Origin of the sequence: Nocardia sp. NBC_00565, from assembly GCF_036345915.1 — a bacterium.
In the GTDB taxonomy this organism is placed as follows: domain Bacteria; phylum Actinomycetota; class Actinomycetes; order Mycobacteriales; family Mycobacteriaceae; genus Nocardia.
Genome location: NZ_CP107785.1, coordinates 2934685 through 2956824 on the forward strand (window position 1 = coordinate 2934685; position 22140 = coordinate 2956824).

Here is a 22140-nt window from a genome sequence, read left to right on the forward strand (position 1 = left end):
ATGGCCCGTGTGCGCGGCACTCATCCCGTTGGCCTCAGCGCCCATTCCCGTCGCGATATCGCGGGATCCCGCTGCGGGAATGGGCGTTGGTCCACGCGCTAGGGGGCCAGTCGCCAGAGCGAGGTGACTTCTGCGGCTCGGGCAGTGTGCAGCGGGTCGGTGCTGTCTTGCGGTCGGGAATGGCGCGGCCTGGTGTCGAGCCGATCCAGAATGCGCAGCCCGGCCGCCTCGATATCGGCAAGCAGTCGCTCGCGGGTGCGCAGCCCGAGACGTTCGGCGAGATCCGAGAGGACCAGCCAGCCCTCGCCGCCGGGTTCGAGATGGTCGGGCAGGCCGGTCAGGAAGGCGCGCAGCATGGTGCTGTCGGGATCGTAGACGCCCTGTTCGACGGCCGAGGTCGGGCGGACCGGCAACCAGGGTGGATTGCAGACGATCAGCTGTGCGCGTCCGTCGGGGAACAGGCCGGGACCCTGGATGTCGACGCGGCCGGTGAGGTCGAGCCGGTCGATGTTGTCGCGGGCGCATTCGAGGGCGCGCGGGTTGATGTCGGTGGCGAGGATGTGGTCGACGCCGCGGTGGGCCAGCACGGCGGCGAGCACGCCGGTGCCGGTACCGAGATCGAACGCGGTGCGGTGCTCGACCGGTAGCGGCGCGTGCGCGACCAGATCGACGTATTCGCCGCGCACCGGAGAGAACACGCCGTAGTGCGGGTGGATCCGCGCGCCCAGAGCCGGTACCACAACACCGTTTTCGCGCCACTGGTGTGCTCCGATCGCGCCGAGCAACTCGGTGAACGCGACCACCATCGGCTCGTGCCCCGACCCGTATACCTCGGCGCAGGCCCGGCGCACATCAGGCGCGCGCCGCAGCGCCAGCGCGTGATCACGGTCCAGTTCCACGATCAGCCTGCCGAGTACGCGGGCTCGATGGCCGCGCGCCCGGCGATACAGGTGGAAGGATTCGGCCGGATCCGCGCCGGCCGGCACGGGTTTGCGATCGATGCGCCGGCTCAACGCCCGCAGCAGTTGGCGCGCGTTGTGGTAGTCACCGCGCCACAGCAGCGCGGTGCCTTCGCAGGCCAGGCGGTAGGCGGTGTCGGCGGTCATGCGGTCATCGGCGACGGCGACCCGGGTGGGTATCGGGGCCGCGCTCTCGGAATGCCACTGTGCGCAGTGGTCGGTATCTGCTTCTGTCCAGTGCATGGTGGACACGGAGTACTCCTCGTGATCGGACGTGCGTTGGCACGGAGAGCACTTCGACGAGGAGCGGGCGACCGATCCGAGGCAGCCGGATGGGCCCGAAGAGGACGGGCTAGCGGTCCCGCGTCGAAGCGCGAGAGGAGTCGCCGAGGACCATACCGAGCGTCATGAGCAGCCCTTTCACCGAATTGACCTGTCAAGATTCGCACACCCGGACTCGACGACCGGCCCCGGGGTACGGACCCGTCGGCGACCGTGTCATCGACATGCGGCAGCCCGCGAGCCTGCTGCCATCACGAGTTGGCCGTGAAAGCCCTCGTGGTTTACGCGAGCGATGCGGCACGGCCGGATTACGTTCGGCCGCTGCGGTCAGGCGATGCCCATCCATTGGTCGATCCGGTCGATCGCTCCCGGTGTGAACGCGCAGGTGATGTGGTCGCATGGCAGCAGCGACAGCGATACCTCGGCACCGGCGCTCTGCCACTGCTGTTGCAGTGCCTGCGCGCCGGCGGCCGGGACCCATACGTCGAAGACCCCGTGCCACAGGTAGATCGGCATCGTCGGGGTCAGTCCGCCGGCCTTGGTTTCCCGGTAGATCCGCTGGGTGACCTCGGCCTGGTACGGGTCGACCTTGGTCAGCGAGCGCAGCGGCACCGGCGCGACACCGAGGACGGCGGCATCGGAGCAGAGGTTCTTGCCCTCGCGCGCGGTCCGCACCCCGGTCTCGTTGAGCAGGTCCAGCGCGCCGGGCGTGACTCGGGCCACTCCCAGCGCCGCCATCAGATACAGCACCGAGGCGGGTGGTCTTCCGTCCATCGTCTTGCGCAGCAGGCTCAGGTCGGCGGGGGTGCCGCCCGCGGCGGCGCCGAGCATCCGCAGCTCGGGGGCGTAGGTCGGCTGCAGCTGCGCCGCCCACACGGTGGCGATCGCGCCGCCGCTGTAGCCGATCATCGCCAGCGGACTGCCGGCCAGCCCCGCTGCCGGAAACTGCAATGCGGCGCGGATGCCGTCGAGCACCTCGCGGGCTTGGGTCGGCCCGTGCGCGTAGGCCATCTTCGGCCCCTGGTAGTCGGTGATCACGACCGCGTAACCCTGCCCCAGCAATTGACGGGTGATATCGGGCGCCTCGATCGACAGGCTATGGGTCAGTTGGTAGGACGGATTGCATTGCAGCCCAATGCTGTCGATGGCGTAGTTGTTGCCGACGACCCGCCCGTTCCACGTCTTCGGTTTCATGATCGTGGTGATCGCGGCGATCGACTTGCCATCGGCCGCGGTGGATTTGAACCACACCTGCCAGGCGTCGAAGTCCGAGGTCACGGCCAGCGGCGGGAGGATACGCACCGATCGCGAGGACAGGATGGCGCCGTTGGCCAGGCCGTCGGTGCTGAAGTGTTGATCGAGGTATGCGTCGCCGGTCGGGTCGGGGTCGAAACCGGTGTAGTCGGCGTCGGCGGTCGCGACCAGGGTGGAGGCCGCGATAACAGTGAGCGCGAGGGCGATCGCGACGGATATCGAACGCCACGGCGACCGAGACATGGGCACGGCGCAGACGTTAAACCAACCGATGCCCGGGGACCGGGATTTCACGATCGACACCGAGATTCGCCTCCCGCGTCGAATACGCCACGCGACAGCCACCAACGGCTGTACACGTCTGAGACAGTGGCTTAGATTGCTGGGCATGAACACCATCGAGCTCGACGCGCCGGATGGCACCCTCGAGGCGATTCTGGCCCGACCTACCGGCGACGGGCCGTGGCCGGGTGTCGTGGTGATCCACGACGGCGTCGGCTTCGGCGCCGATATTCGCGGCAATGTCGAAATGCTGGCCGACTACGGCTATCTCACCATCGCCCCGAACCTGTTCGCCAACGGCCGGGTGCGCTGTATCCGCGCGGTGATGCGCTCGCTGATCCTGACCGGCCAAAGCCCCGCAGTTCGGGAGATCCTCGCCGCCCGCGACCGGCTCCTCGCCGATCCCGACTGCACCGGCAAGACCGCGGTTATCGGTTTCTGCATGGGCGGCGGCTTCGCATTGCTCACCGCGCCCATGGGTTTCGACGCGGCCGCGCCGTTCTATCCGGGCCTCTACGGCGACTACCGCGCGCAACTCGAGGGCGCGTGCCCGGTCGTCGCCAGCTACGCCCAACTCGACCCCTCGCTCATCGGTGCGGGTCGCAAACTCGATCGCGCGCTGACCGAACTCGGCGTCGAACACGACATCAAGACCTACCCGCGCACCATGCACGGCTTCGCCAACGTCTTCCCCATCGATCCGGTCCTGCGTATCACCGGCTTGGGCTATGACGAGGCAGCGACCCGCGACGCCTGGCACCGCATCTTCGCCTTCTTCGACGAGCACCTGACCGACTGACGCCGTCATTCCCCGCACCACCGCGGGGCACGCTTCTCGGCGAACGCGCGCGGTCCTTCCAGCGCATCCTTGCCGGCGAAGATCGGCGCGGCTTCCCGCATGCTCATCTCCCAGATCGGGGTGTCCCAATCGGAGCCGAACTCGTTGACGCGGTGCATGATTCGCTTGGAGGCACGGACCGATAGCGGCGCGTTCGCCGCGATGGTCTCGGCGAGTTGCACCGCGCTCGACAGCACCTGCTCGGCCGGAACCACGCGGTTGACCAGACCCCACTGCGCGGCCGCCGCGGCATCGATCGAGGTTCCGGTGAGCACCATCTCGTGCGCGATCTTGGGTGGGATCTGGCGCGGTAGCCGCAGCACACCGCCCGCGGCGGCGAACAGGCCGCGCTTGACCTCGGGCAGTCCGAGTTCGGCGTCGGCGCTCATCACCGCCAGATCACAGGCCAGCACGATTTCGGTGCCACCGCCGAGAGCGAACCCGTTGACCGCGGCGATGAGCGGTTTATCCACGAAATGCTGGACCAGCCCGGCGAATCCGTATTCCGGATGAGCCGGGTCGTGAATCCCGTTGCCGCGGGCCAGTTCCTTGAGGTCGGCGCCCGCACAGAACGCGCGCCCCGCCCCGGTGATCACCCCGACTCGCAGCTCCCGATCGGCCGCCAGCTGCTCGAGTGCCGCGCCGACGGCGATCGAGAGCGCGGAGTTCACCGCGTTCATCGCCTCGGGCCGGTTCAGGGTGATGATGGCGATGTGGCCCTGCCGGTGCAGGGTGGCGGCCTCGGTCACGTCGGTCTCCTCGTTCGGCTGTGGCTGCGAACCTACCGGGGCGCAGCGGGTGACGAGGCGGAGTTCAGCTTCGCGACGGCCGCGCCGAACATGGTGTTCTTGATCGCGCCGAGCGTGCCGGGATCCTTACTGCCCAGCGGTGCGAGCAATGCCAGCGCGGTGGCGGTGACCGCGTCCTGTTCGGCGGTGGCGTCGACGATATCGAGGGCTTGTGCGTCCACGCCGCCGAAGCGGCGACCGGTGGTCATCGAGGCGACGGCCGCCTTCGGCGTCAGCTTGGCCTGGATCAGCGCGGCCATGCCCGGGGTGAACGGGATGCGGATGTCGACCTCGGGCAAGCAGAAATAGCCGCGGTCGCCGCGCATCACGCGGTAGTCGTGGGCCAGGGCGAGCATGGCGCCCGCGCCGAACGCGTGGCCCGGCAGCGCGGCGGCGGTGGGGATGGGCAGGGTGAGCACGCGGGCGAACAGCGCCTGCACCTGGCCGGTGTACCACTGAGTGCGCTCACCGTTGGCGACCAGCCAGTCCAGGTCCAGGCCGTTGGAGTAGAACTTGCCGCTCGCGGTGGTCACCAGGCCCTGGGCGCCCTCGGCGAGCGCGGTGTCGAGGTGGGTGTTGACCGCGTCGAGAAAGTCCGGGGTGAAACGGTTTTCGTCGGCGCCGAGGTCGAGGACGGCGATCTTCTCGTGGTAGCTGAGGGTGGTCATGGCGTTCCCTTCGGTGGTGTGGACGGTCGGTCGGGTGGGCCGATGGCGAGTACGGCGCGCACGGCGGCGCGCAAGTGTTGGCGGGCAATGGGTTTCGCGAGCCGGTCGCGGCGCAGCAGGATGGCGGTGGGCAGGTCGACGACGCAGGTGGTGATCACATCGACGGCGGCGCGGTCACCGCGGCCCCACAGGGCGCGCGCCAGTCGGACCATCAGCCGCACCAGCGTGTCGTCGGTGCCCGCGAGTTCGGCGGCAACCTCGGCGGGCAGTTCGTCGCCGAGCAGTTCGCCTCGGGAGACGGTCAGCAGCAGTTTTCCCGAATCGGGATACTGCTCGGCGAATGCCACCGGTGTCTCGGCCACGGCGATGACGGCGGCGATGACGTCGCTCGCGCTGGCGTCGGCGCCCAGATGCGCCTCGACCAGTTCGGTCTGCATGGCCAGGTACCGGCGCGCGGCGCGTAACCAGCTGCGTCCGAGCAGTTCGGCCCGCGACCCGAAGGTGTGGTAGATCGCGCCGTTCGACACACCTGTGGCGGCGGCGACGGCGCGGATGGTCACCGCGGCCGGTCCCGAACGCACGGCCAGCGACTCGGCGGCGTCGAGCACGGCGTCGGGATCGTGGGTACGTGGGCGGGGCACCTCACGACTATAACAGAGCGCTTGCTCTGTAATGAGAACGCGGGCATCCGGGCCGCCCCATCGACCCCTGTTCGACTCTGCCGCTGCATGTTTCGCCCGGTCACGGGTAACTTCGGCGGGTTCGCGACGCCAATTCCTGAACTTCGCCACGTTGCAGCGAGACGGCAATACGATGAGGTACTGTCTGGTCCTCCCGCCCTGCCCGCACGAACAGAAACGGCGCCTGCGAATGTCACGAGTGGTCACCAAGGAGCAGTACTTCGACACCGCTCTGGAGGTGCTCGCCGAACTCGGCTTCAAAGGCCTCAACATCGGCGTGCTGTGCCGGCGCCTCGGGGTCACCAGCGGTTCGTTCTACCACCACTTCGGCAGCTGGCAGGGCTTCGTGGACACGCTGCTCGAGCACTGGGAGAACCGACAGGTCATCATCCTGCGCACACTGAACTTCAACCAGGGCAATCCCGACGACGACATCCGCGCCATGTCCGACCTCGCCTCCGGCCTGCACCACGCCGCCGAAGCCGCGATCCGCGCCTGGGCCGCCAACGACGAATCGGTGAATCTGGCGATCAAGCGGGTCGACGAATCACGCAGGCGCACCGTACACAAGGCGATCAAAGGTGTCATCGACGACGAGGAGACCACTGCGGTGGTCACCGCGCTGGGCATGTCGATGCTCATCGGCTACCAGCAGATCGCCGCGGGCGGTGAGGACATCTCATTGGACAAGCTGCTCGCTCAGTACGCGCGGCTGATCTATTCGCACGCGCGGCACTGATCGGTCCGACCAGCGGCACCTAACCCAGTAGCTCGTCCACATAGCACCAGCGCCACGCCTCACCCGGCTCGACACTGCGCATCACCGGATGACCGGAACTGCCGAAATGTTTGGTCGCGTGGTTGCCCACCGACGAGTCGCAACACGCAATATGCCCGCACGACAGGCACATTCGCAGATGCACCCAGGTCAATCCCTCGGCGACGCATTCCCGGCACTCATCGGGTTCGGTCGGCTCGAGCACCAGCGGCGCTTGCTGCAGATGCGCGCAGGAGTCGGTGGCCGCGGGCGCGGCGAGGGGTTCGACGCGCTCCTCCTCGGTCTCGTCGTATCGGTCGATCATCGACTCCTCGAGATCGAGCCGCGACAGCACATACTGCAGGATCTCGTAATCCACGCCGCCCGAATCCCGTACGTGCAGTACGGTTTCCCGCTCCGCGCGCAGCATCTCGAGCCGCAGCCGCCGGTATTCCGCGGTCGGTGTCGCCAACTCCGCCTCCGAGCGGCCCAGGCGTTCCCAGGCGGCGTTGGTCTTCCAGGTGACGCGATCGCGCAATGTCTCCACGACCCCCGGCGGCGTCTCGGGGGTGATGTGCTTGTCCAGCTCGGCCAATCCCGCCGCGGTCGCCTGCTGTAGCAGATTCGCCTTCTGCAGCGCGTTCTCCGCGCGACTCGGCCCGCGCACATGCAGTCGTCGCACCACCCAGGGCAGCGAAGTCCCTTGCAGCAGTAGCGTTCCCGCGACCACGATGAGCGCGAGCAGTTTGAGCACCGGCAGCTGCGGAGTATCGGCGGGCAGCAGCAGCACCGCGGCCAGGGTGACCACCCCGCGCATACCCGCCCAGGACACCACCAGCGAATGACTCAGCGGCACATCGGTATTCGACAACCCCAGCTTGCGTGAGAGCACCGACACCGGGAACACCCACAGTGGTCGCGACACCATCGCCGCCAGCATCACCGCCAGCGCCGCGACGATCAGGGTGGTGTGGTCGAGCCCGCTGTCCCACGCGCCCTCGATGATCGCGCGCATCTGCAGCCCAATGATCAGGAAGACGACGCTCTCCAGAATGAACTGGATGGTGCGCCAATTGGTGCGCTCGGCGATCCGGGAGGCCGCGCTCTGCCACACCGGGGCACCGTGCCCGAGGACCATCCCACAGGTCACCACCGCGATCACCCCGGACGCCTTGATCCCTTCGGCGGGCAGATAGGCGACGAACGGCGCCAGAAACGACAGCGTGGTGTCCAGCACCGGATCGGCGATGCGCCGCCGCAGCATCGCCAGCAGATAGGCGACCGCGATGCCCACCGCCGCGCCGCCGCCCGCGGCGAGCAGGAAGTCACCACCGGCCTTCCAGACCGATACCGTCCCAGCGGCCGCGGCGATCGCGGTGCGCACCGTCACCAGGGCAGTCGCGTCGTTGAACATCGACTCGTCCTCGAGGATGGTGACGATCCGGCGCGGCATGCCGATGCGCCGCGCGATCCCGGTCGCGGCCACCGCATCCGTCGGCGCGACCACCGCGCCCAGTGCGACCGCCACCGCGAACGGCACCGGCAGCAGCCACCACACCACCGCCGCGACCGCGAACGTGCTGAACAGCACCAGACCCACCGACAGCAGGGCGATGGTGCGCGCATTGGCCCGGAAGTCGACCAGGGAGGTGCGGATCGCCGAGGTGTAGAGCAGCGGCGGCAGGAACCCGAGCAGAATGATCTCCGGATCGGGGTGGATCTCGGGCACGTGCGGCAAATATGACGCGACCACCCCCGCCAGCGTCAACACCAGCGGTTCGGATATCCCGAACCGTCGCGCGAGCGCCGCCAGCGTCGCCGCCGACGCGACTAGAACAACGAGGCCGATCGCGACATGCACTATGGCATTCTCGCAGAGCAAACACCCGGCTCGAAAAGACCATGCGGTACGTGACATGAACACTGCGGCGGGTTCCCCGGAATGGCTGTGGCGGTCGCGTCCACGCGCGATAGTTGTCGGCACGAAGGAGGTAGACATGGAAGAGTTTGCGTCCTGGCGGGCGAGCGGTCGTCGGTACACCCACCGCGGCCACCAGATCTTCTGGCAGGACGGCGGTGGCAGCGGCGACGGAAACCTGCTCTGTATCCACGGATTCCCCACCGCGTCCTGGGACTGGCACGCCATATGGCCGGGTCTGCGCGAGCGATTCGCGCGGGTGATCGCCCCGGACATGATCGGATTCGGCTGGTCGGCCAAACCACGCAACTACGATTACCGGATCGCCGATCAGGCCGATATCCACGAGAACCTGCTGCGCGAACAAGGGATCGCACAGGTGCACATCCTGGCCCACGACTACGGCGACACCGTCGCCCAGGAGTTGCTGGCCCGCGACGCGCAACGCCGCGCCGACCGCGACGACTCGCTGGTGATCGAATCGGTCTGCCTGCTCAACGGCGGGCTGTTCCCCGAGACCCATCGCCCGCGCCCGGCGCAGCGGCTGCTGGCCAGTCCGCTCGGACCGCTGATCGGGGTGTTCGGTACCGAGCGGGTCTTCCGGCGCAGCCTCGCCGGAGTCTTCGGCCCCGATACCCGCCCCAGCTCCGCCGAGCTGGACCAGTTCTGGATCCTATGGTGCAGTAAGCACGGGAAAAGCAACGGGCACAAGCTGATTCGCTATATGAGCGAACGCAGGGCGCACCGGGAACGCTGGGTCGGCGCACTGCGCGACACGCCGGTCCCGGTCCGCTTGATCGACGGCCTGCTCGATCCGGCGTCGGGCGCCCACATGGTCCGCCGCTACCGGGAGCTGATTCCGGACCCCGATGTGGTCGAACTCGCGAAGATCGGGCATTACCCCCAGCTCGAAGCACCCGAAGCCACCCTCGCCGCGGTCCTCGATTTCCATACGAGCCGCGTCGAGTAGGAGTGCTCGCTGCCACGCGGGCGGAGTGAGGCCGTAGTACCACCGACATGGAGCGGCGGCACCCGCCCGCACGCGGTGATGCACCCGGCATCTCGGCGGCGAGCGTGACTTCGCCTGCGCGAGCACCGATCGAGACCAGCCGACCGCGGTCATCTCGCACGGTAGCCTCGCCTGCGCCGAGGCAGTTTGCCAAACGCCATGCTGTACGCGGCCCAGTTATGGGGAGTCCCATAGTATGGCTGTATGGCAGCGACACGCCGATCGAATAGCGACGGTCCGGCGCGGCCGCGTCTTCGCGATGCGCGGCGGCGCATGATCGAGGGCGCGATCGAATCCCTGCGCGTCCACGGCGCGAGCGCGACCAGCGTGGACCGGGTGCTGGCCGATACCGGCGCGCCGCGCGGTTCGGTCTATCACCATTTTCCCGGCGGTCGCACCCAGTTGATCACCGACGCGCTCGCCACGGCCGGTGGCTCGATGTCGGAGTTCATCGAGGCGATCACCCGGGACAACGATCCGCTGGTTGCCCTGGATATGTTCGTCGCCCTCTGGCGGCAAACCCTGATCGATAGCGACTATCGCGCGGGCTGCCCGATCATTGCCGTCGCCGTCGAAACCAATGACGACGCACCGGAATTCGCGGCGGCCGCCGCCGCGATATTCGCCCGCTGGAACGCCGCCCTCACCGATCTGCTCACCCGCCACGGCCTGGACCCCGCCCGCGCGCGCCGCATGGCCACCCTCACCGTCGCCGCCGTCGAGGGCGCGATCGCCCTGTGCCGCGTCGAACGCGATGTGGCCCCGCTGGAAGACACCATCGGCGAACTCCAGTCCCACCTCGCCGCCGCGATCGGCGCCTCCACCGACTAGCCGCCGCGAACTTTCGGCTCGAAATCGGTCTGACCGTGTACTTTCTCGCCGAATTCGGCAATTGCCGCCACATTCGCGGGAAAAGTGGGCTCAGACCGATTTCGGTAGGGCATCCATCAGCGCGGCTCGGCCGAATGGGGCCGCACCTTGACATCCGGATTATGGTGGAGACCATAATCCGTGCCGGGTGCGGGGGAGCTCGTTTCATCGCACCCGCCGCCGATGCGCCAACCGAGGAGACGCCGATGCCGCGAGCAACCGAGCTCGACCTGGAGACGATCGACCTGGCCCAGAGCGGGCGAGTGCTCACCGCGACGATCGTCGCGCCGCCGCTGAACTTCGTCACGCCGGCCGTCGTGCGGGATCTGGATCTGCTCACCATGGCCGCCGATACCGACGACACCGTCGGGGCGATCGTGCTCACCGGCGGTCTGCCCGGCCGGTTCCTCCAGGAACTCGCCGCGTTCCTGTCCACCGGTAGCAGCAAGGCTGCCACCCGCACCCAGGACGCCTTCTTCGACGATCTCGCCCGTCTCGGTGACACCCCGTTCCTCGCCGAGCCGAAGGCGTGGCTCGACGGCACCCGAGTCGATCAGGTCAGTCGATGAGTACCGCCACCAGCGAATGGCACAAGACCGCGTGCATTCTGTGTGAGAACAACTGCGGTCTGCTGATCCAGCTCGACGGTCGCAGTTTCGCCAAGATCCGCGGCGATAAGGAACATGTCGCGTCGGCGGGCTACACCTGCAACAAGGCGCTACGCCTGGACCACTATCAGAACGGCGGCACCCGCCTCACCGCGCCGTTGCGCCGCGAATCCGACGGCAGTTTCACCGAAATCGACTGGGATACCGCGATTTCCGAGATCGCGGCGCGACTCGGCGCGGTCCGCAAAACGCACGGCGGCGACAAGATCTTCTTCTACGGCGGCGGGGGACAGGGCAACCACCTCGGCGGCGCGTACAGCGGGGCGCTGCGCCGCGCGCTCGGCAGCCGCTACCGCTCCACCGCGCTCGCGCAGGAGAAGACCGGCGAGGGCTGGGTCGACGCACATCTGACCGGCGGCCACACCACCGGCGATTTCGAACACGCCGAGGTGTCGGTGTTCCTGGGCAAGAATCCCTGGCAGTCCCACGGGGTGCCGCGGGCCCGCACCGTACTGCAGCAGATCGCCAAGGATCCGGCCCGCACCATGATCGTGGTGGACCCGGTGCGCACCGAAACCGCCGACCTGGCCGATATCCACCTGCAGGTCCGTCCCGGCACCGACGCGTGGTGTCTGGCCGCGCTGCTGGCGATCCTGGTCGATGACGATCTGCTCGATCACGCCTTCCTCGACGAGCATGTCGACCAGGTCGACACCGTCACCACCGTGCTGCGCACTGTCGATATCGCCGCCTATGCCGAAATCTGCGGTGTCCCGGCCGAACTCCTGCGCACCGCCGCCCACCGCATCGGCACCGCGAGCAGCGTCGCCACCTACGAGGATCTGGGCGTGCAGCAGAGCCCGAACAGCACCTTGATCTCCTACCTGAACAAACTGCTCTGGCTGCTCACCGGGAATTTCGCCAAACCCGGTGCCATGCAACCGCATTCGTGGATGGCACCGTTGGCGGGTTATAGCCGCGACATCAAACGCAGTCCGGTCACCGCGGCACCGATCCTCGGCGGTATGGTGCCGTGCAACTCGATCGCCGAAGAGATCCTGACCGACCATCCGGACCGGTTCCGCGCGATGATCATCGAATCCGCCAATCCCGCGCATTCGCTGGCCGATTCGACGACCTTCCGCGCGGCATTGGACGCGTTGGAGTTGGTCGTGGTCATCGATGTCGCGCTCACCGAAACCGCCCGGCATGCCGACTATGTACTGCCCGCGGCCAGCCAGTTCGAGAAGTGGGAGGCGACCTTCTTCAATCTGGAGTTCCCACACAACACTTTTCATCTACGCGCCCCCGTCCTGGATCCGCTGCCCGGCACCCTGCCCGAACCAGAGATCTATGCCCGCCTGATCCGCGAACTCGGTACTGTCGGCCGCGGCAAGCTCGCGGTGTTGCGTACCGCCGCGAAACTCGGCCGCCGCCCCTACACCTGGGCGTTCGCCGCAATGCTGGCGCTGGACAAGAAGACCGGCGGCGCGGCCCCGTATCTGCTCTACGAAACCCTCGGCCCGACGCTGCCCGATGGCGCGCGTTCGGCCGCCGTGCTGTGGGCGCTCGCGCAACGCGTCGCCAAGGTCCACCCCGCCGCGATGCGCCGCGCGGGTCACCGCGACGCGGACGCCCTGTTCGACGCCATCCTCGCGGGCGGCTCCGGAGTCACCTTCACCGTCGACGACTATCCGGACGCCTGGAGCTACCTCCCGCAGGCCCGAATCCCGTTGGCAATCCCGGAATTACTGCACGCGCTACGCGACCTCCCCGACACCCCGGCGGCGCACACCAGTCCTGAGTTCCCGTTCGTCCTGGCCGCCGGGGAACGCCGCTCCTTCACCGCCAACACGATCTTCCGCGACAACACCTGGCGCCGCCGCGACCCGGACGGGGCGCTGCGGCTCAACCCCGACGACGCGGTATCGCTCGGCCTCACCACCGGCGACCACGCCCGCATCACTACTCGCCGCGGTACCGCCGTCGCCGCCGTGGAAATCAACGACCGCATGCAACCCGGACACGCCTCCCTGCCCAACGGTCTGGGCCTCGACCTGCCCGATGGCACCAGAACCGGTGTAGCCGCCAACGAACTCACCGACGCCACCTGGCGTGACGCCATCGCGGGCACGCCGTGGCACAAACACGTTCCCGCCCGCATCGAACCGTTGCGTGAGGCGTAACACCGCCGCGGCGGCTCACGCGGTGCCATCGGGGCGCAGACACACACCGGTCCAGCGCGCGCGGGCAGCGGATGCCGCGGTCGGCGAGTTCCGGGATGTGGGTGATGATGGCGTTGTCGAGGCGGTCCACGATCTACCCCTGCATCCGGGCCTGCATCGTCTTCGTCGAGGACTTTCCGGCGACTACCGCACCGGGTGCCGCCGCACGCCACAACGCTTGTCGCGTCTTCACCAGTGACGCATATTGCGCGGCTACCAGCTGCCGGGCCGACTTCTCGTCCGTGGTGTATGCCTTGGCCACAGTGCGGCGGCCGTTGGGGTGTGCTGTATGCGGCGGATCGCTGGTCGCTGGGCCGGGATCTCCCGATCGGACCGGTGAAATTCGCGGTGCTCCAGTGCTTTTCGAGCAAGGACGGCAGGAGCGCGTAGAGTCTGCGCATGGCGTTCCAGCTCGAGCTGCAACCTGCCCCGCCCCTGCACCTGACGCCGGAATGCGTGGTGCACACCGGAACCGTGCGACTATTCGTGACCGGCATGCTCAGCCAGACTGCCGGAGCCCCCGCCGAACAGTTCGGCTTCTTCCTCCCCAACACCCGTCCCATCGAAGCGGGTGCACCCGAACCCCGGCTCTGGGCGGAAATGCACCTGATGACCGCCGCATCCGGCGACTTTCCGTTCGGCGTCGTCCACGCGCAAGTCGCATACGTTCCCGACCCACGCGACGTCCTGCACCGCTGGCTGCACCTCACCGCCGCCGCCCACCCCGCCCACGAAGTACGCCTCGGCTACCGGGTCACCGTCCAGTCGCGATAGCACCGCACATGGGCGCTCAAGCCGAATGGCTGCTCTTGGCAACGACGTACAGCATGCACCCAGATCCGGCTCGCTCCGACGCTGGGATCGTCGACTCCAGTGTGCAGCGGCGCCGATGACCTCGGCCGGCAGCACTTCCCACGCGACGCGGGGCAGGCCGTCGCGTTCGACCGGGTCTAGGCGGCGTGGAAACTGCCGATCGCGTCCTGCCCGTTGCTGGGGGCTACCGGGTCGGTGCGGGCTGATGATCGAGATCCGCCGACGTGGACGGAACCGCCGAGGGCGCCGGAGTCACCGTGACCCAGGTGTTGTTGACCGCGGCATTGCCGGAGAGGGTGTCGGTGAGTGCTGGGTCGTGCAGCAGATTCACATTCGCGCCGGGCAGGGCGGCGGCTACCTGCCAGCCGACACCGGGTTCACGGTGGCCCCAGCCGTGCGGGATGGCGATGGTGCCGGGGCGGATGTCGTCGCTGACCTCGAGGGTCACCACGATCGAGCCGGTGCGGGAGGTGACCGCGACCGGTGTGCCGTCGATGAGGGCGCGTGCGGTGGCGTCGCTGGGATGCATGAGGGCGGTACAGCGGTCGCGGCCTTTCACCATCGACGGGACGTTGTGCAGCCAGGAGTTGTTGCTACGCAGGTGGCGGCGGCCGATGAGTTTGAGGTCGTAGCCCTCGGCGGGTGTGGTCACCGCCTTGCCGCGGCGTGCGTCGTCGAGCAATTCCCGTGCGGCCGTGACGAAATCGTCGGGCGCGAGGTGTACCTTGCGGTCCTTCGTCCCGATCAGCGCACGCAAGCGCGGTTGCAGCGGACCGAGATCGACACCCCCGGCCGCGGCACGCACCTTCGCGACGGTCAATCCTTTGCGCCCGCGCCGCAGCACACCGTAGGGACCGGTGGCCACGCCGAGCGTCGCCAACCGCATCGGACTGAATTGCGCAAGCACGGCATTGAGCGCGCGAGTGGTGAACCGGCGCGCGGGCACCGGCACCAGCTCGGTGATGATCCGCGCCATGATCTGCCAGTCCTCGAGTCCGTCGGCCGGTGGTTCGAAGACCCGCGCGTCGTAGCGCAGATTGTTCCGCACACTGAACAGCGGGAAAAGAATGTTCACATCCTCGCGCTCCAGCGGGGAGATCGGCGGCAGGATGATATCCGCGTGCCGTGTCGTCTCGGTGACGTACATGTCCACGGCCACATAGAAATCCAACGACTCCAGCGCCGCGTCGAGTGTGCCGCGCTGTGGTGTCGACAGCACCGGATTCCCGGCGTAGGTGATCATCGCGCGAATCTGACCTGGCCCCGGGGTCAGAATTTCATCGGCCAGCACCGCGACCGGCAACTCCGAACGGAACGACTTGTGGACCCCGGACCGATCCGTCCACGCCCCGTGCCCCATCGGCAGGTACTTGATGAACCGCGCCGCATCGATCGGCGGTGTCGCGAACATCTGCCCGCCCGCCCGATCCAGATTGCCGGTCACCGCGTTGATGGTGTTGACCAGCCAATGCGTCAGCGTGCCCGTCACCTGCTGACATACCCCGATCCGGGCATACAACAACGCGGAATCCGCCGCCGCGTGCTCGCGCGCCAGCCGCCGAATCGTCTCCGCGTCGACACCGGCCAACGGCGCGACCACTTCCGGAGTGACCTCGGCGACCAGTGCCCGCAACTCGTCCCAGCCCGTGCACTGCGTCCGGATCTTGGGCTCGTCACACAGGTTTTCGCTGATCAGCACCTGCAACATGGCCAGTAGCAGATACACATCACCGCCGGGCGCGATGGCCACATGCTCGTCGGCCAGCCGCGCCGTCTCGGTGCGCCGCGGATCGATCACGACCACCTTGCCGCGCTTGCGTACCTCCCGAATGCGCTGCTTCGCATTGGGCATCGTGGTCACCGACCCGTTCGACACCGCCGGATTGGCGCCCATGATCACCAGTCGATCGGTCCGATCGATATCGGCAACCGGCATCAACACATTCGACCCGAACATCCGCCATGCCACGAACTCCTGCGGAAGCTGATCGATCGACGACGCCGAGAAGAAGTTGCGCGTCAACAACACCGCACGCAACAGCCCGCCGTAGATCACCGAAGAGCTGTGCGCCGCCGGATTACCCAGGTACATCCCGATCGCGCTGGGCCCGTGCTCGCCGCGCACCTGCCGCAGCCGCTTCCCGATCTCGCCGAACGCCTCGTCCCACCCGATCGGCTCGAACCGGTCACCGACGCGCCGCACCGGCGTGCGCAACCGATCCGGATCATGGTGCAGCCCACCCATCGCCGTCGCCTTCGGGCAGATATATCCCTGCGACAGCACATCATCCGGATTGCCCTCGATCCGCGTGACCTGATCCCCGTCGACGGTCACCAGAATCCCGCAGTGCGCCTCACACAATGTGCATTGCCGAGCGATGGTGGTAGCACGCCCACCCGACGCTGTGCTCATGGGTGTTCCTCCACAACATTGAGAGAGTTACCGTCTCAGCGTAGCGGGATCATGTCGGCGGGTACACGTTTCGCAACGGGCGCCCAACCTCTGCGAGGGAGTCACTGGGTATGCGCAACGGGCCACGACTGCCGAGACCGCGTCACACCGGTGTGATCGGCAACCGTAGCGCGGCGGGCGCGGCGGCCGGAACAATCGGGTTCTTCGGCGCGACAGCATCGATGCGCCGATACGGCGCGCCCAGCGGCGGCCGCTGGTCTTGTTCACCCTTGTTCGGCCACAACGACATCGCGCGCTCGGCCTGGGCGGTAATGGTCAACGACGGGTTCACGCCGAGATTCGCCGAGATCGCCGAACCGTCCACGATGTGCAGGCCCTCGTAGCCATAGAGCCGCTGATACGGATCGACGACGCCGGTGTCGGGGGAGTCGCCGATCGCGCAGCCACCGATGAAATGCCCGGTGATCGGGATGTTCACCATCTCGGTCCAGGACCCCTGCGGAATACCGTTGATCTTCTCGGCGACCCGCCGGGCGACCTCGTTGCCCTCCGGAATCCACGCCGGCGGCGCTTGCCCCGCACCGGGTTTGGTGGACATCCGCCGGCCGAACACCCCGCGCTTGTTGTAGGTGATGATCGAGTTGTCCAGATTCTGCATGACCAGCAGCCCGATCATCCGCTCGGACCAGTGCGCCGGATTGTGCATCCGCACCAGATCCCGCCGATGCCGCACCAACTCACGCGCACCGAGCATCCAGCGCCGCTTACCCTCCTGTCCATCGACGAGCACCGTCGTCAGCAGACCCATGAAATTACTGTTCTTGCCGTAGCGCACCGGCTCGACATGGGTGTGTGCGTTCGGGTGGATCGACGAGGTGATCGCGACCCCCTTCGTGAAATCCGAATCCTGGTCCCGCGATCGGGCTGCCAGCACCGCCTCCGAATTCGTCCGCGCCAGATGCCCCAGCCGCGGCGAAATCTTCGGCAGCACACCACGATCCCGCAGATTGTGCAGCAACTGTTGAGTGCCGAGAGCCGCAGCCGAGAACACCACCTGCTCGGCGGTGAACCTCTGGCGTGCCTTGCGCAGCCAACGCCCGGTGCGCACGGTATCGACCGCATATCCGCCGCCGGTCAGTGGCCGCACCGTCACGGCGGTGGTCAGCGGATGCACCGTGGCTCCCGCTTTTTCCGCCAGATACAAGTAATTCTTCACCAGTGTGTTCTTCGCCCCGTGCCGACACCCGGTCATACATTCGCCACAGTGGGTGCACGACCGTCGCCGCGGTCCGACACCACCGAAGAACGGATCCGCGACCTCGGCGCCGGGCCGAGTCTCCTTGTCCGCGAACAACACTCCGACCGGCGTGCGACGGTAGGTGTCGCCGATACCCATATCATCGGCGACCTCGCGCAACACCCGATCCGATGGCGTCGTCGCAGGATTCGTCGTGACACCCAGCATCCGCATCGCCTGGTCGTAGTGCGGCGCGAGCTCGGACTTCCAATCGGTGATGTGCGCCCACTGCTTATCGCCATAGAAGGTATCCGGCGCCTCGTACAACGTATTCGCGTACACCAGCGAACCACCGCCGACACCGGAACCGCTCATGACGAAGGTGTCGTTCAGCAACGTCATCCGCTGAATACCGAAGCAACCCAACTTCGGCGCCCACAGATACTCCTTCAGATGCCAGGAGTTCTCGGCGAACTCGTCATCGGCGAAACGGCGGCCGGTCTCCAGCACACCGACCCGGTAACCCTTCTCGGTCAACCGCAGCGCGGTGACACTGCCGCCGAAGCCCGAACCGATCACCAGCACGTCATAGTGCGTCATGCATTACCTTCCGGTGCGAACCAGGTCGTAGTCACGGGCATCGAAATGTGTGCGCTTGTCGTACTCACTCATCCGCCCCGGCCAGTTCGTCGACACTCGACCGCTGGCCTCCCGATACCAGCTGGTGCACTTCGTCCACACCGTATGTTCGAGCCGCCCCTGGATTTCCTCGTCGAAGCGCGCCTCCACCTCCGGCTTCACCGCGAGATAACCGTCGCTGCCACACAGATGCTCGATGGCCTGACGCAGATAGCGGGCCTGGCGCTCGTGCATGTAGATGATCGAACCCGCACCGAGATTGGTATTCGGCCCGTACATGATGAACATGTTGGGGAAGTACGGCACGGTCAAGCCCTGGTACGCGCGCGCACCGTCGGACCACACCTCGCGCAGCTCCTTACCGCCGATTCCACGAATCGCCATCGGCGCCAAGAACTCCGTGGCCTTGAAGCCGGTGCAGTAGACGATCACATCGACCTCGTACAGCGCGCCGTCCTCGGTACGCACCCCGGTCGGCGTGATCTCGGCGATGCGCGAGGTCTCCACCTGCACATTCGGTTGCGAGACCGCCGGATAGTAGTTGCTGGCCATCAGGCCGCGCTTACACCCCGCCGCGTAGTCCGGCGTCATCTTCGCCAGCAACTCGGGATCGGAGATCTGCGCCGCACGATGCCGGTTCGCCCACCCGGAGAGGATGTCGGCAATGCGCCCATTGCCCTCCAACCCGGAGGTCACCAACTCGTAGAACGAATACCAGCCGAACCGCTCCGCGCGCTGGATCAGCGGGAACTTCGTCGCGAGGGACAGTTTGTCCAGCGCGTTGAGTTTCGGTGGGGCGTAATAGCTCTCGATCTTCGGGATGATCCACGGCGCTGACCGCTGAAAGACCGTCAACTGCCCGACCTTCGGCTGAATCGCCGGAATGATCTGGATGGCGCTCGCGCCGGTACCGATGATCGCGACGCGCTTGCCGGTCAGCTCGACATCGTGATCCCACCGCGCTGAATGGAAGCCAGCCCCGGTGAACGAATCCATGCCCGCGATGCTGGGCCACACCGGACGCGACAGCTGACCGACGGCGGGTACGAACACCTCCGCTTCGAGGACCTCATCGGTGGTCGTGCGCACCTGCCACACCCCACGGTCGGCATCGAAATCCGCCGCGGCGACCTCCACACCGAACCGCATGTGCTTGTCCAGGTCGTGGCGCCGCGCGATATCACGCATGTATCCGAGGATGTCGGGTTGCTCGGCGAATCGCTTGGGCCAGTGCGCGTTCGGGGCGAAGGAGAACGAATACAGATCCGACGGCGCGTCACAGGCGGCGCCCGGATAGGTGTTGTCCCGCCAGACGCCGCCGAGCCCGTCGGCCTTGTCGATGATCGTGAACTCGTCGTAACCGCGACGCTTCAGCTCGAGCGCGGCCGCGAGACCGCCGAAGCCGGCGCCGACGATGAGCACAGACGGAGTGCGAGTCATGTCGACAACTGTAGGAACGGCGACCCGGTTGCCGAGAGAGCGCCGCGGCCACAAAATCAACATTTTCGGCCATCCGAGCGCGGACCGACCCCGCCACAAACTGTCACTGTGACGATTTACGGCGAGGTAGCCGGAGGGTGAGGGGAGTGGGTTTCGCGGTATCCGCTTGCCATTCAAGGCAATTCGAGTGCGTCACCAAGGCGCCGCCGCGAACTCACGGCGCCACGGGGACCGCGTCGGGTTCAATCTTTCGATCTGCCTGAAATCCCGGAAGATACCGATTCGCAAATGGAATCAGCAACTGGATCAATGGCCCGATCCCGAACGCGTACACCACCGTTCCGACACCGACACTGCCACCCAACAGCCATCCGGTCGTCAACACCGACACCTCGATCCCGGTCCGCACCAACCGCACCGACCACCCGGTCCGCCGAACCAGTCCAGTCATCAGTCCATCCCGCGGCCCCGGCCCCATACCCGCACCGATGTACAGCACCGTGGCCACCGCATTCAACACCACTGCGGCTCCCATGGCGCCGATACGGATCGGCAGCGAATCCCATGCCGGCAACATCCACAACCCGACATCGACCGACACCCCGATCACCACGACATTGCTCACCGTCCCCAGACCGGGCCACTGCCGCAACGGAATCCACGCCAACAGCACCGCGACGCCGGTCACCGCCGTCACCGCACCGAAACTGATCGGCACCTGCCCAGCCACTCCTTGATGAAACACATCCCATGGATCCAACCCGAGCCCCGCCCGAATCATCACCGCCATCGAAAACCCGTACAACCACAACCCGACATAGAGCGCCACCAACCGCCGAACCAACATCAACCCAGCATGGCGACAACTGGCCCCTCGAAACAGAGCCAATCCCCAACCACTGGCCCCATAACAGGCCCAGACCTGAGAACCGATCCAGACCTAACCGATTGAGGGTATTTCGGCGCCTTCGGTTCGGGCTGGGCACTGCGACGATATCGGATATCACCGATTCGGGTTACTATTAACCCCGAGGTACTTTATTTCGAACTATTCCACCGCGCCGCTTCCCGAAGTGACTATATGCACTTGTCTCGGTCGCGACACCAGCGGAAAATCTGTACCGACAGTCGCCGCATTTTACGGAGGGAGTCATCACTTATCGGCCGTCACACCCAATAAGCAAGGAATATTACAATGGCTACCAAGTTTGCCGCGGCGCTCGCCGCAATCCTCATCTCCCTGTCAGTCTGTACATTTGCCGCTCCATCGGCGTCTGCCGCTGCGCCATCGCCGTCGCCCGCTGCGGCACCTGCGCCCACTCCTGCGGGTTCGGTGGCAATCTGCCTCAGCGTCCCGCTCGGGTTCATAGTCCTCAGCTTCTGCATCTGAGATCGCCGCGCCCGGGGGAGTCCCTCGCGCCACCAGCGGTGCTCATCGCGCGCGAGAGCCATCGCGGACGCGGATGATCGGGAAAGAGAACAGGCGTCTCGGGCTCGCCGGGCCGTTGAATGAATTCGGCCTCGTTCGCCACCCAGCGTCTGGGCTGCCTCCTCTCGGTCAACCATGTGTCATGGACAAAGAATTCTCCAGCCATTATCCGCGTTTCATAGGGGAATTCGATCGTTGCCGGTCATGCAATTAGTTTCGAAATCAATTATTCGCAAACGATGCGAGCGGGTTCATGATTTCAAGGGTGTGCAGAGGTCGGCGCGCGTTGACGGAATTACTGCCGCCCGCAGGTCAGCCGCACGACTACTCCGCACATTCGCTGCGGGAAGATCTGGTGGCCGCGGCGACCCTTGTACCGCAGGGGCTGGCATATGGCGCCGTTGCCGGACTGCAACCGGTTACGGGCCTGTACACCGCGGTCGGTGCGGCGGCTCTGTTCAGTCTCGTGACCTCCACCCGGCACATCGCCGTTGGCCCCTCCGCCACATTGGCGGTCCTGACGTTCAAGGCGGTGCGTGGTCCGGCCGGGGGCGATCCGGGCCGTGCCGCGATGCTGGCAGCGCTGTTGTCGATCATGGCGGGAGCGCTCTACCTCGTCGCGGCGCTGGTGCGGTTACAGGGCCTCGCGGACTTCTTCAGTTCGCCCCTGGGGCAGGGCACCACCAGCGCCGCCAATCGTCCAACGGCACCGGTTGCCTGGTGGGCCGGAACACCAGCCCACCAGGTACCAGGTTCTCCGGCTCCGCGCCCGGTTAATCCTCGGCCGCGAGCAGACGTTCGGCGAGCGTGACGTATCCGATCTGCTTCACGAAGCGCCGGAACGCCGCGTTGGTCACCGGGTGCGGGTCGATCCAGAACGAAACGACCCGCACCCGATGCACCGGCCGTTCTTCCGGGAAGAACGCCTCCGATCCGATCGCGAAATCGCCGCCGGATATCCGGACCATGCCACGCCGCACATCGGCGCGGATCGCGGTAGCCATGGACGGTCGCCTCAATCGCGCATGGAC

20 protein-coding genes are annotated in these 22140 nt (G+C 66.7%); 8 read left to right on the forward strand and 12 right to left on the reverse strand.

The features are described 5' to 3' along the window. Positions 1-98: 98 nt before the first annotated feature. Positions 99-1202 carry a class I SAM-dependent methyltransferase gene (locus OG874_RS14070; RefSeq protein ID WP_330257286.1) on the reverse strand — a complete coding sequence of 368 codons (1104 nt, stop codon included), beginning with the start codon at positions 1200-1202 and terminating at the stop codon, positions 99-101. 366 nt (positions 1203-1568) lie between these two features. After that, the gene (locus tag OG874_RS14075; protein ID WP_330257287.1) at positions 1569-2738 is read right to left on the reverse strand and encodes a lipase family protein; all 1170 of its coding nucleotides are present in this window, start codon (positions 2736-2738) and stop codon (positions 1569-1571) included. A gap of 145 nt (positions 2739-2883) precedes the next feature. On the opposite strand from OG874_RS14075, the gene OG874_RS14080 reads away from it, so the two are divergent. Beyond that, entirely contained in the window at positions 2884-3576 is a 693-nt protein-coding gene (locus OG874_RS14080; protein WP_330255580.1) for a dienelactone hydrolase family protein, read from the forward strand. 5 nt (positions 3577-3581) lie between these two features. Here OG874_RS14080 and OG874_RS14085 read toward each other — a convergent pair whose 3' ends face one another. From OG874_RS14085 to OG874_RS14095, 3 genes are read right to left on the reverse strand one after another with little or no spacing between them, the layout of a single operon-like run. Then, entirely contained in the window at positions 3582-4364 is a 783-nt protein-coding gene (locus OG874_RS14085) for a crotonase/enoyl-CoA hydratase family protein (RefSeq protein ID WP_330255581.1), read from the reverse strand. A gap of 32 nt (positions 4365-4396) precedes the next feature. Further along, a complete protein-coding gene (locus OG874_RS14090; RefSeq protein WP_330255582.1) occupies positions 4397-5071 on the reverse strand; it encodes an enoyl-CoA hydratase-related protein in 675 nt (224 codons plus the stop codon). Continuing rightward, a complete protein-coding gene (locus OG874_RS14095; protein ID WP_330255583.1) occupies positions 5068-5712 on the reverse strand; it encodes a TetR/AcrR family transcriptional regulator in 645 nt (214 codons plus the stop codon). Before OG874_RS14095 ends, OG874_RS14090 begins: the two co-directional genes overlap by 4 nt. Positions 5713-5941: 229 nt before the next feature. Between OG874_RS14095 and OG874_RS14100 the strand changes: the two genes are divergently transcribed. Continuing rightward, on the forward strand, positions 5942-6490 hold the full coding sequence (locus OG874_RS14100) for a TetR/AcrR family transcriptional regulator (protein ID WP_330255584.1): 549 nt from the start codon (positions 5942-5944) through the stop codon (positions 6488-6490). Positions 6491-6509: 19 nt separating this feature from the next. Here the strand turns inward: OG874_RS14100 and OG874_RS14105 are convergent, their stop codons facing one another. Then, the gene (locus tag OG874_RS14105; RefSeq protein ID WP_330255585.1) at positions 6510-8369 is read right to left on the reverse strand and encodes a Na+/H+ antiporter; all 1860 of its coding nucleotides are present in this window, start codon (positions 8367-8369) and stop codon (positions 6510-6512) included. Between the two features lie 136 nt (positions 8370-8505). On the opposite strand from OG874_RS14105, the gene OG874_RS14110 reads away from it, so the two are divergent. The 4 genes from OG874_RS14110 (at position 8506) to OG874_RS14125 (ending at position 13099) form a co-directional block, all read left to right on the forward strand. Next, positions 8506-9396 (forward strand): alpha/beta fold hydrolase, encoded by an 891-nt coding sequence (locus tag OG874_RS14110; RefSeq protein ID WP_330255586.1) that lies wholly within the window; start codon positions 8506-8508, stop codon positions 9394-9396. Between the two features lie 243 nt (positions 9397-9639). Further along, entirely contained in the window at positions 9640-10266 is a 627-nt protein-coding gene (locus OG874_RS14115) for a TetR/AcrR family transcriptional regulator (RefSeq protein WP_330255587.1), read from the forward strand. A gap of 245 nt (positions 10267-10511) precedes the next feature. After that, positions 10512-10874, forward strand: a complete 363-nt coding sequence (locus OG874_RS14120) for a hypothetical protein (RefSeq protein WP_330255588.1) — start codon at positions 10512-10514, stop codon at positions 10872-10874. Then, positions 10871-13099 carry a molybdopterin-dependent oxidoreductase gene (locus OG874_RS14125; protein ID WP_330255589.1) on the forward strand — a complete coding sequence of 743 codons (2229 nt, stop codon included), beginning with the start codon at positions 10871-10873 and terminating at the stop codon, positions 13097-13099. The genes OG874_RS14120 and OG874_RS14125 overlap by 4 nt, the downstream gene beginning before the upstream one ends. A 133-nt stretch (positions 13100-13232) precedes the next feature. Here the strand turns inward: OG874_RS14125 and OG874_RS14130 are convergent, their stop codons facing one another. After that, positions 13233-13400 (reverse strand): hypothetical protein, encoded by a 168-nt coding sequence (locus OG874_RS14130; RefSeq protein ID WP_330255590.1) that lies wholly within the window; start codon positions 13398-13400, stop codon positions 13233-13235. 137 nt (positions 13401-13537) lie between these two features. Here OG874_RS14130 and OG874_RS14135 point away from each other — a divergent pair, with 137 nt between their 5' ends. Next, on the forward strand, positions 13538-13912 hold the full coding sequence (locus OG874_RS14135) for a hypothetical protein (RefSeq protein ID WP_330255591.1): 375 nt from the start codon (positions 13538-13540) through the stop codon (positions 13910-13912). Between the two features lie 223 nt (positions 13913-14135). On the opposite strand, the gene OG874_RS14140 is transcribed toward OG874_RS14135, so the two are convergent. The 4 genes from OG874_RS14140 to yczE form a co-directional block, all read right to left on the reverse strand. After that, on the reverse strand, positions 14136-16364 hold the full coding sequence (locus tag OG874_RS14140) for a molybdopterin oxidoreductase family protein (RefSeq protein WP_330255592.1): 2229 nt from the start codon (positions 16362-16364) through the stop codon (positions 14136-14138). Positions 16365-16506: 142 nt separating this feature from the next. After that, positions 16507-18201, reverse strand: a complete 1695-nt coding sequence (locus OG874_RS14145; protein ID WP_330255593.1) for a GMC family oxidoreductase — start codon at positions 18199-18201, stop codon at positions 16507-16509. A 3-nt stretch (positions 18202-18204) separates the two neighbouring features. Then, positions 18205-19680: a flavin-containing monooxygenase gene (locus tag OG874_RS14150; RefSeq protein WP_330255594.1), complete on the reverse strand. Its 1476-nt coding sequence runs from the start codon at positions 19678-19680 to the stop codon at positions 18205-18207. 214 nt (positions 19681-19894) lie between these two features. Then, entirely contained in the window at positions 19895-20527 is a 633-nt protein-coding gene (yczE, locus tag OG874_RS14155) for a membrane protein YczE (RefSeq protein ID WP_330255595.1), read from the reverse strand. An 868-nt stretch (positions 20528-21395) separates the two neighbouring features. Here yczE and OG874_RS14160 point away from each other — a divergent pair. After that, positions 21396-21920 carry a SulP family inorganic anion transporter gene (locus OG874_RS14160; RefSeq protein ID WP_330255596.1) on the forward strand — a complete coding sequence of 175 codons (525 nt, stop codon included), beginning with the start codon at positions 21396-21398 and terminating at the stop codon, positions 21918-21920. On the opposite strand, the gene OG874_RS14165 is transcribed toward OG874_RS14160, so the two are convergent. Further along, positions 21883-22113 (reverse strand): formylglycine-generating enzyme family protein, encoded by a 231-nt coding sequence (locus OG874_RS14165; protein WP_330255597.1) that lies wholly within the window; start codon positions 22111-22113, stop codon positions 21883-21885. The two genes, OG874_RS14160 and OG874_RS14165, sit on opposite strands and share 38 nt — an antisense overlap. Positions 22114-22140 lie beyond the last annotated feature (27 nt).

Excerpts from the sequence above, each read along its gene's own strand:
- OG874_RS14070 (WP_330257286.1), bottom strand. The coding sequence starts at position 1,202 with ATGCACTGGACAGAAGCAGATACCGACCACTGCGCACAGTGGCATTCC.
- OG874_RS14075 (WP_330257287.1), bottom strand. The coding sequence starts at position 2,738 with ATGTCTCGGTCGCCGTGGCGTTCGATATCCGTCGCGATCGCCCTCGCG.
- OG874_RS14080 (WP_330255580.1), top strand. The coding sequence starts at position 2,884 with ATGAACACCATCGAGCTCGACGCGCCGGATGGCACCCTCGAGGCGATT.
- OG874_RS14090 (WP_330255582.1), bottom strand. The coding sequence starts at position 5,071 with ATGACCACCCTCAGCTACCACGAGAAGATCGCCGTCCTCGACCTCGGC.
- OG874_RS14100 (WP_330255584.1), top strand. The coding sequence starts at position 5,942 with ATGTCACGAGTGGTCACCAAGGAGCAGTACTTCGACACCGCTCTGGAG.
- OG874_RS14110 (WP_330255586.1), top strand. The coding sequence starts at position 8,506 with ATGGAAGAGTTTGCGTCCTGGCGGGCGAGCGGTCGTCGGTACACCCAC.
- OG874_RS14115 (WP_330255587.1), top strand. The coding sequence starts at position 9,640 with ATGGCAGCGACACGCCGATCGAATAGCGACGGTCCGGCGCGGCCGCGT.
- OG874_RS14120 (WP_330255588.1), top strand. The coding sequence starts at position 10,512 with ATGCCGCGAGCAACCGAGCTCGACCTGGAGACGATCGACCTGGCCCAG.
- OG874_RS14125 (WP_330255589.1), top strand. The coding sequence starts at position 10,871 with ATGAGTACCGCCACCAGCGAATGGCACAAGACCGCGTGCATTCTGTGT.
- OG874_RS14135 (WP_330255591.1), top strand. The coding sequence starts at position 13,538 with ATGGCGTTCCAGCTCGAGCTGCAACCTGCCCCGCCCCTGCACCTGACG.
- OG874_RS14140 (WP_330255592.1), bottom strand. The coding sequence starts at position 16,364 with ATGAGCACAGCGTCGGGTGGGCGTGCTACCACCATCGCTCGGCAATGC.
- OG874_RS14145 (WP_330255593.1), bottom strand. The coding sequence starts at position 18,201 with ATGACGCACTATGACGTGCTGGTGATCGGTTCGGGCTTCGGCGGCAGT.
- OG874_RS14150 (WP_330255594.1), bottom strand. The coding sequence starts at position 19,680 with ATGACTCGCACTCCGTCTGTGCTCATCGTCGGCGCCGGCTTCGGCGGT.
- yczE (WP_330255595.1), bottom strand. The coding sequence starts at position 20,527 with ATGTTGGTTCGGCGGTTGGTGGCGCTCTATGTCGGGTTGTGGTTGTAC.
- OG874_RS14165 (WP_330255597.1), bottom strand. The coding sequence starts at position 22,113 with ATGGCTACCGCGATCCGCGCCGATGTGCGGCGTGGCATGGTCCGGATA.